Consider the following 9,501-nt stretch of genomic DNA (forward strand, 5'->3'; position numbering starts at 1 on the left):
CCCCGGCAACTGGAAACCGGTAACCGGCGCCCTGTAACCTGTAACTTGTAACCTGCAACTCCTTCTTAGAATCCCAAAGCAACCAAAATACCCAACCCCTCCTAAGCCAGTTCCTTACTCACTTTCGGTACATGCACCTTTAACGTACACCCATGCCCCTTGGAACTAATAACTTCCAGCTTACCATCAAACAACTCTATGCGGCTGAGGATGTTGCTTAACCCTACCCCTTTGCGGCGTTCCTTGGGATCAAAGCCCTTGCCATCATCCTGGATGTTGAGGTCAATAAAATTGTTCTTTTCTATTAGCTCTATGTTCACGTTGTGGGCCTGGGCGTGTTTGATAATATTATTGAACTGCTCCTGCACAATGCGGTACAGGGCCAGCTGCTGTTGCGAACTTACATTCCTAAGGTGTTCCTTTTCATAATTAAAGCTGATGGCAAACGGGTTCACCAGGCGAATATTCTCTATAAGGTCCTGAACAGAGTCAATAAGACCGTTCTTATCCATCACCGGCGGCACCAGCGATTTGGAGATCTTCCTGATCTCATTGATGGCCATTTGCAGGTTCTTGATGCTGCGATCGAGCAACTCATCGCGCATATCCTCCTCCTGGGTGCTGGCCTCTATATAAGCCTTGGTAACGGCCAATATCTGGTTGATGTTATCATGCAGCTCGCGGCCTATCTCATGCCTTTCGCGCTCCTGGCTTTCGATGGAGGCCCTAACCAGCATACGTTGGTGCTCTTCCCTCTCTTTGGCAATCTGCAGCGAGTATTGCACCAGTTGTTTTTCGGCCTGTATTTTCTCCGAAATATCCTGGCAGGTACCTATAAAACTAATGGTATTGCCTTTTTGCTTTACCGAACCCCGGCCCTCGATGTGCTTTTCGGTACCTTTTTTACTGATTATGCGAAACAGCGCCACATCGGCCATGCCGTTATTAATAGCCTGGTCCTGGGCTTTTAAAACAATACCCTTATCGTCGGGATGTACAAATTCAAGAAAGATGTCATACGACAAAGGCGCATTAAGCGGCAGGTCCAATATGCGGTACAACTCATCTGAACAGGCTATCAGTTCCCCCTTCTGCCCTATTTCCCAACTGCCAATTTTTGAGATCTTCTGCGCTTCGGTCAACTGGCGCTCACTCTTTCGCAGCTTCTCCTCGGCAATCATTTTTTCATTGCGCTCATTGGCCTCTTTTATAGCCCGTTTTATTTTAGGAATAACGGTGAATAACTTGTCTTTAATGGCGTAATCGGTAACGCCGTTCTTTATAAGCTCCACCGCATTTTCTTCCCCAATGGTGCCCGATACAATGATGAACGGCACATCGGGACAAACTTCCTGTTTGATATTGAATGCACTCACCCCATCAAAACCCGGCAATGAATAATCACTCAATATAATATCGAATTTACTTTCCGTTAATGCAGCCCTAAACTCATCTTTGGTTTCAACGATCGTTGGAATAAAATCAAGGGCGCCTTTCTTTAATTGATATAGCAACAACTCGAGGTCGCTTTCATCGTGTTCGAGGATCAGTAATTTAATACTTTGCTCAGTCATCATAATTTACGATTGATAGGGTTGATTCAATATTAACCAATAAAGGCCTATCGTACTTACCGCCTTTATATACAACTCAAATTCTACGGGTTTTACTATGTAACTGTTTACCCCAAGCCTGTAACTTTCCATAATGTCCTTTTCTTCTTTCGATGAGGTAAGCAGCACAACGGGTATCATACTGGTACGCTTTTCCGATTTCAGCTTTCTGATCACTTCCAACCCATCAACCTTGGGCATTTTAAGGTCAACGATAATTAAGCGGGGCAGTTCGGCTGCATTACGACCGGCCCAGGCGCCGGTACCAAATACGTATTGCAATAACTCTTCCCCATCTTTTACATGCACCAGGGAGGTGGCCAGCCCTTCTTTTGCCAGGGCGCGGATCGTAAGCTCTGCATCATCGGCATTGTCTTCACATAATAAAACTTCAACTTTTGCGGGGTTAAGGTTATCAATCATACTGGAGGATTATAGGTTTTTGGTAATGAAAAATAAAACGAAGCGCCTTCATTCAGCTTTCCTTCGGCCCATACTTTTCCGCCATGCTTTACAATTATACGTTGCACAATGGCCAGGCCCACGCCCGTTCCCTCAAACTCTTCGTTGCTATGCAACCGTTGAAAAACGCCAAATAATTTATGCGCATACTGATTATCGAAACCAGCGCCGTTATCTTTCACATAATACACAATTTCATCGTCTTTTTCTTCAGCCCCTATCTCAACCTCTGCATTATCTTTTTTTGAAGAATACTTCACTGCGTTTGAAATAAGGTTTATATACACCTGTGATAGCAGGGATGGATCGCCCTGCGTATTTATCAATGGCTTCAGGTTTATTTGCGTTGTGGGCGGTGCATTCTGTTTTATTTCGGCAATAATGGGCTCAACCAGTTTATTGAACTCAATAGGCACCCTGGTGATCTCTTTACGGCCCATTCGCGAAAATGCCAGCAGGTCGTCGATGAGGGTGCCCATTTTTTTGGCATTGTTCCTTATTACATTCAACATCCGTTTAGCATCGTCGTTGAAGGTATGCGCATGGTCGTCCTGGATCATTTGCGCATAACCGTTTATGCTGCGCAGGGGCGCCCGCAAATCGTGCGACACCGAATAGGAAAATGCTTCCAGCTCTTTGTTGGTGAGCTGCAACTGGGCAACATTCCTTTCCAGGTTCTTGTTCAGCTGGTTTATTTCAAAATCGGCCTTTTTCTGACGGGTAATATCGCGGCCATTGGCAAACCAGGAGTTGTGTTTATGCACTACGTTCCAACTGAAATACCGGGGCTCGTTGCTTTTAGTGTACATCAGCGCTTCAAAAGAAAATGTGGGCTGTTTTTCTTTCGCCAATGAGCGTACTTTCTCCTGACCTGGTTCCGATAAATAATCCAACAGGGACGAACCTTTAACTTCATTGACAGTAAAACCCAACCGGTCGTATACCGCATCATTCATTTCCTCTATCGTAAACGTTTTGCTGTTAATGATGCAAATAAGGTCGGCCGAGTTGTTGATCAGCAGCGCAAAATTTTCCAATGCCTGGTTCTTCTCCATCAGTTCCCGCTGCTGCCGGTGCAGCTGCAAAAGCACCGATACCTTGGCTTCGGTGATCTCGGGGTTTAGTGGTTTGGCCAGGTAATCAATAGCGCCTTCTTCAAACCCCTTCAGTACAAATTTCTGATCTTTCAATTCGGCGGTCACAAATATGATGGGTGTTTCGCTGGTGCGTTTATTCGATTTCAGGATCTGCGCCACTTCAAACCCATCCATACCCGGCATTTGCACATCGAGGATAATAAGGTCTATCTCCTGGTTCAGGGCAATCTTTAGCGCCTCATTGCCGCTTGTTACACTTATGAGATTGCGATCTGGCTGACCCAATATCTGCTCCAGGGCGTAAATATTATTTACTTTATCGTCAACGATCAAAATGTGGTCTTTCACCTCTTTTACCATCTTGATTATTTTTAAATAAGCGCCAATAAATACCGGCTAATTTCATCGGGTGTCATAATATGCTTTACGTAGCCCGTATTGATAGCCGCCTTTGGCATTTCAGGATAATCGGCCGTTTCGGGATTCTGCCCAATGGTTGTTCCACCCTGCATGGCTATTCGTTTAATTCCCCCGGCCCCATCGCTGTTGGCGCCGGTTAAAATAATTCCCAATAATCTTTCTTTATAAACATCTGCCGCCGATTCAAATAGTACATCTATCGAGGGACGGCTAAAGTTCACCGGGGCGTCAAAACTCAATGAAAAACTGCGGTCGTTCTCTATAAGTAAATGATAATCGGGCGGTGCAATATACACGGTGCCCTTTTGTATCAATTCCTTTTCATCGGCCTGTTTAATACGCACTGCACATTTTTGTTGCAACACTTCTTCCAGCAGCGAACGCTCATCTTTCGACCGGTGCTGCACCACAATTACCGGCAATGGAAAGCCGGCCGGTAATGGCTGCAGCAAACGTGTCATAACATATAAGCCACCGGCGGAAGCTCCAATAACGATCGCATCGTACGCTTTACTTAACTCCATGTACTGTTGCCTGACTATTTTATTTTCATAAATATTTTTTCTTTTTTATCTATTTCTTCAAAACACTTCTGTTTATCAGCAAACAATAATGATTCTTTATTACCGAGACTTAAAAACCCAAACGAGCATAAACTTTCATAAAACAAACTGATCACCTTGCTTTGAAGGCTTTGATTGAAATAGATAAGCACATTGCGGCACAGGATCAACTGAAATTCGTTGAACGATTTATCCATAGCCAGGTTATGCACAGAAAAAACAATATTCTGCCGCAATGATTTATCCCAAAGAACTGAGTTGTATTTCGCTTTATAATAATCGGAAAAGGAATTTTTGCCACCTGCTTTTAAATAATTCTCGGTATAACTCTTCATGTTGCTGATGGAAGATATCCCCTCTTTCGCTTTTTGCAACGCATCCTGATTGATATCAGTGGCATAGATCACCGTTCTTTCCAGCAACCCTTCCTCGCGTAATAAAATGGCCATGCTGTATACTTCTTCGCCGGTACTACACCCCGCTATCCATACTTTTATAAAGGGATAGGTGGCCAGCCGGTTCACTACGTTTTTGCGCAGGCTTTTGTAAAAAAGCGGGTCGCGAAACATTTCGGTAACGTTCACCGTGATCTCCTGTACAAAATGCTCAAACGCCGATTCGTCTTTCATTACCATGCGTCCCAGGTCTTTCAGACTGCCGATCTTGTTTGTTTCCATGAAATTCCGAATTCTGCGAATCACCGACGCCTCTGCATATTCGGTAAAATCGTACCCGTATACGAATCTTACCGACTCCAGGAATTGTTGATATTCACCATTTTCAATCATATATGTCTCGAATAATAAATTCCAAATCACAATATTCAAGAACCAAAAAAATTCCGAATCTCAAATCTCAAGTTCCAAAAAATGAAATCACAAAGAATAAAACACAAATCTCAAGTTCCAAATCTTAAACAACAATGGCTTTCTCTGTATTTTTTTGGAGCTTGGAGCTTGGAATTTGGAATTTGGAATTTGGAATTTTTACTGGTACAACCATACCCTCATCAGCGACAGCAACTGTTCAATGTTCACCGGTTTTGATACATAATCGCTCATACCTGCTTCAAGGCATTTTTCCCGGTCGCCCTTCATGGCTTTTGCCGTTAGCGCAATGATGGGTAATTTATTATATTTTTCCATTTTACGAATGCACATGGTTGCTTCGTAGCCATCCATCTCAGGCATCATTACATCCATCAATACAATGTCTATGTCGGCATGCTTGTTCAACATATCAAGCGCTACCTTGCCATTTTCGGCCACATAACATTTCATACCTTCCTCTTCCAGCACATTGGTAAGCGAGTAAATATTTCGCATATCATCATCTACGATCAACACCTTTCTGCTTTTCAGTACTTCTTCGGTACGGTGAAGCTTTCTTATGATCTGTTGCTTTTCCTTGGGCAGTTTTGCTTCAACCCGGTGCAGGAACAACGCCGTTTCATCGAGCAGCCGTTCCTTTGAATTGGAGGTCTTCAACACCACGGTATTGGCCAGCTTTTCCAGTTGCCGGGCTTCATCTTTATTCATATCACGCCCGGTATATACAATGATCGGGATCCTGTTCAGCTCCTCGCTCTCTTTTATTTTTTCCATCAGTTCAAAACCGCTCATATCGGGCAGGCCCAGGTCAATGATAATACAATCGAACTTCTCCTCCTGAAGCATATTGTACGCTTCCTGACCCGTAAATGCCGAAAAAGACTTTATATCGCCATTGCCAATAAGCTCCCGGATAGCCTGGTTTTGCTGTTTATTATCTTCCACTACCAGCAACTTTTTAAGCTTACGGCTCATAAAATCTTCAATGCGGTCGAACGCGCCCTTCACGGCCTCCTGCGTTAATGGTTTTCGAATAAAATCGAACGCGCCCAGTTCCAGCCCTTCCTTGCGGCGATCGTACCCGCTCATGATCTGTACCGGAATATGCCGCAGCTCGGGGTCGTTCTTCAGTAACCGTAACACTTCTGAGCCATCGAGCACCGGCAGCTTCATATCGAGAATAATGGCGTCGGGGCGGTAATAACGCGCCAGGCTAAGCCCTGTATTTCCCTGGTGCGCCATAATACCTTTATACCCTTTTTCCCGGGCAATCTCCAGCAACACTGTTGCAAACGGCTCATCATCTTCTATAATAAGAATGGTTTTATCATTGGCATGTATATGGTACCGGTCGTCTTTCGCTTCCTTATGCGGCGTAGGCACATGTGCCGGAATTTCGGGGTCGGCTTGTTTCTTCTCAGGTTTTATTACTTCTACGATCCTTTCGCCTTTTGTGGTTACCCCTTCTTCATTGAACTGCAAAGGCAGGTACAAGCTGAATGTACTGCCCTTTCCCTCTTCGCTTTGCAGGTGAATTTCACCACCCAGTGCCCCCGCCAGCTCCCGGCTTATAGACAATCCCAAACCGGTACCGCCAAATTTGCGCTTGGTTGAGCCATCGGCCTGCTGAAACGCTTCAAAAATAATACCCTGCTTATCTGCGGGAATGCCTATACCCGAATCTGATACAGAAAACATGGCCATTTGGGGAAGACTGCGCAGTTTTTCATTACGAATACTTACATCCGGCGCCTTTACATCCATTGTAACCGTTACTTTTCCATCGCGATCGGTGAATTTGAACGCATTTGAAAGCAGGTTGCGCAGGATCTGTTCCAACCGTTGCCGGTCGGTATATATGGGCGCCTGGAACCGCTCATCATGACAATCTATTTCGAAATTGATATTCTTGCTGCGCGCAACCTCGGTAAACATTTGCTTCAGGCTGTGTGTAACCTCACCAACCTGCACCGGTTCTATTTCTATATCTATTCTTCCGGCTTCCACCTTCGACAGATCGAGGATCTCGTTGATCAGGTTCAACAGGTCGCTCCCTGAATTATGAATATTGGTGGCAAACTCAATATCTTTTTGCGACAGTGATTTATTTTTATTTTCGGTAAGCAGTTGTGATAATATAAGAATACTGTTTAGCGGCGTGCGTAGCTCGTGGCTCATATTGGCCAAAAATTCCGATTTGTATTTGCTGGTAGCCTCCAGCTCCTTTGCCTTTGATTCTACTTCAAATTTGGCAAGCTCCAGCTTTTCTTTTTGCTCTTCCAGCAGGTTGGCCTTTTCTTCCAGCTCTTCATTGGTTTGCTGCAGTTCTTCCTGTTGCTCCCTTAATTCGGTCTGCGATCTTTCGAGCATACCGGTCTTTTCACTCAACTCCTCATTGGTTTGCCTTAACTCTTCCTGTTGTGATACCAGCTCTTCTCCCTGGCGCTGGGTTTCTTCGAGCAACTCTTTCAGCTTCGATCTTGACTGGGCAGAATTAAAGGCGATGCCAATACTTTCAGAAACAATTTTTAACAGCTGAATATCGAGATCGGAAATTTCGTGCACCGAACCAATTTCTATTACCCCGCTTACATGGCTATCGTACATAAAAGGATATACGAGGATGTTTTTGGGCAATACCTGGCCCAAACCTGAATTTATTTTAATATAGTCATCGGGGACATTTGCAAATATGATATGCTTTTTTTCCATGGCGGCCTGTCCAACCAATCCTTCTCCTATCTTAATATGATTGGTATTTCCTTTCCGGTACGAAAACGCATAACTGCTTACCAGCTCCAGGTTATTGTTTTCGGCCAGGTATATGGCGCCTACCTGCGCTTTAAGGTATGGCGTTAGCATACCAATGATCTGCTGGCCCAGGTCCTGGATCGTTTTTTCGCCCCGTAAAATATCGTTCAATTCACTGGCGCCCATAAGCATCCACGTACGAGTGGCATTTTCTTCCGACAGTTTACGCAGGTTGTGCTTCATGTTGGCGAGAGACTTTCCTAAAAGGTCAGCTTCGCTACGAATGGTAACATCTGAGGTATAGTCGCCGCCTGATATAGTATCGGCCACGAGGGTATATTCTCTCGATGCCGCTATCAGTTTGTTAAAGGAAGCGGCCAGTTGACCTATTTCATCTTTAGATGCAACGAGAACGTTCAGATCGGTTTCGCCCAGGGCAATACGATCGGCGGCTTTTTGCATGGCGCGAATGGGATCTACAATGGCACGAATTACAAAATACAATAACACTAAAATGAGCGCAACAACCACTACTACAATAACTATTGAAACAGTTAATGCCCTGGCAATGGCGGCCTGTTTTTCCTCCACCAGCTGGCGGATCTCAAAGATCGATTGCGATTCCTGTTTTTTTAATCCGTTCAAATACTCCGTAACGTTCAGGCGCCAGGTATCAATAGGCAGATAGGTAGCCACGTCGGGGTTTTTGAATACCGAATCGATCAGCTTTTTTGTAAGGGCAACGGCCGGTGTTGCAAGCAGGGCATTGAATGAAGCCAGTTGTGAAGGGCCGGTATTTTTATAATAGCGATCAATGTTGTTCTCAAATTTGCCCCTCAGCCGGGCGAATTCGGCATATTCTCTTTGTTTAAGTTCTTTATTTAAAAGCGCAAGATGCAGGTGCATTCGCAGCTGTCCTAAATAGCCTTTCGCATTTACCAGAAACAAATGCGATTCAATAAGGTTCCTGATCTCGGGGTCGCGTACACTACGATAAGTGATATTCGCGTCATCGAGTAACAGTACATTCATAATGGCATACCTGCGGGCCAGGGTATCAACGGAGATGGTAAGCTGATTAATACCGCTCCTTACATCGGGCAATACCGCCAGTGGGGGTATTTCACTATTTTTTTTCTGTTCAATAAGCAACTGTTTAAAGGCGGCAATAGACTTATCGGTTTCTGCCCGTTGAACAAGCATTTCAGACTTTTCACTTTGTCCGCCGCTGCCAACATATGCAATAGAATAACCACGCTCTGCCATTAAATTGTGAATAACGTCACTCACCTTTTCTATTTCCAATACGTCTTTATGGACCCGTTGAATATTCCGTTCTTTGGTAATTTTATCAACTACATCTGTTGCGAGAAAATACAGCAGTGCTGCCAGGGGAATGAGGGAAACGAGCAGTAATTTATTCCTGATTGACAAGTTGCGGATAAATTTCATAGCAATGCAATTGAACAGCACTATGCTGTTAGTGCTGTATGTATTTAATAGTTGCTACGACAGACCTGTAACCTGCTAAATTTTTAAGCCGGTAATGGTGTTTCCGGCCATGTGCCAATTTACTAATCAGGAATCTTAAAATCCGGTTGTACTAATCAGAAGCTTTAAACGCCGGAGACCTGTAACCTCTTGGACTGGTTGAAATTACGGAAATTATAGAGAGTGTAAAATATTATGTGTAAATAGGAAGTAACAGTATTAGAGTCGGCATCTGTGTTCAAAGATAGTTAAGAATTGATGCAGAATAAACCCC

At 44.3% G+C, this 9,501-nt stretch carries 6 protein-coding genes; all 6 read right to left on the minus strand.

Annotated elements, in window-relative coordinates; translation table 11 throughout:
* Positions 1–101: 101 nt before the first annotated feature.
* The 6 genes from GGD38_RS22730 to GGD38_RS22755 all read right to left on the minus strand — a co-directional run bounded on the left by GGD38_RS22730 (position 102) and on the right by GGD38_RS22755 (position 9,188).
* Positions 102–1,577, minus strand: a complete 1,476-nt coding sequence (locus GGD38_RS22730) for an ATP-binding protein (RefSeq protein WP_375301502.1) — start codon at positions 1,575–1,577, stop codon at positions 102–104.
* A gap of 3 nt (positions 1,578–1,580) precedes the next feature.
* On the minus strand, positions 1,581–2,036 hold the full coding sequence (locus tag GGD38_RS22735; protein ID WP_375301503.1) for a response regulator: 456 nt from the start codon (positions 2,034–2,036) through the stop codon (positions 1,581–1,583).
* Positions 2,033–3,532 (minus strand): ATP-binding protein, encoded by a 1,500-nt coding sequence (locus GGD38_RS22740; RefSeq protein ID WP_375301504.1) that lies wholly within the window; start codon positions 3,530–3,532, stop codon positions 2,033–2,035. The genes GGD38_RS22735 and GGD38_RS22740 overlap by 4 nt, the downstream gene beginning before the upstream one ends.
* Before the next feature lie 11 nt (positions 3,533–3,543).
* Complete coding sequence (locus tag GGD38_RS22745) at positions 3,544–4,116, minus strand: chemotaxis protein CheB (RefSeq protein ID WP_375301505.1); 573 nt, start codon at positions 4,114–4,116, stop codon at positions 3,544–3,546.
* Between the two features lie 14 nt (positions 4,117–4,130).
* Positions 4,131–4,943 carry a CheR family methyltransferase gene (locus tag GGD38_RS22750; protein ID WP_375301506.1) on the minus strand — a complete coding sequence of 271 codons (813 nt, stop codon included), beginning with the start codon at positions 4,941–4,943 and terminating at the stop codon, positions 4,131–4,133.
* A 198-nt stretch (positions 4,944–5,141) separates the two neighbouring features.
* Positions 5,142–9,188, minus strand: coding sequence for a response regulator (locus GGD38_RS22755; RefSeq protein WP_375301507.1), 4,047 nt, complete (start codon positions 9,186–9,188; stop codon positions 5,142–5,144).
* Positions 9,189–9,501: the final 313 nt, after the last annotated feature.

This window comes from Niastella sp. OAS944 (assembly GCA_024809215.1).
Lineage (GTDB): Bacteria > Bacteroidota > Bacteroidia > Chitinophagales > Chitinophagaceae > Niastella.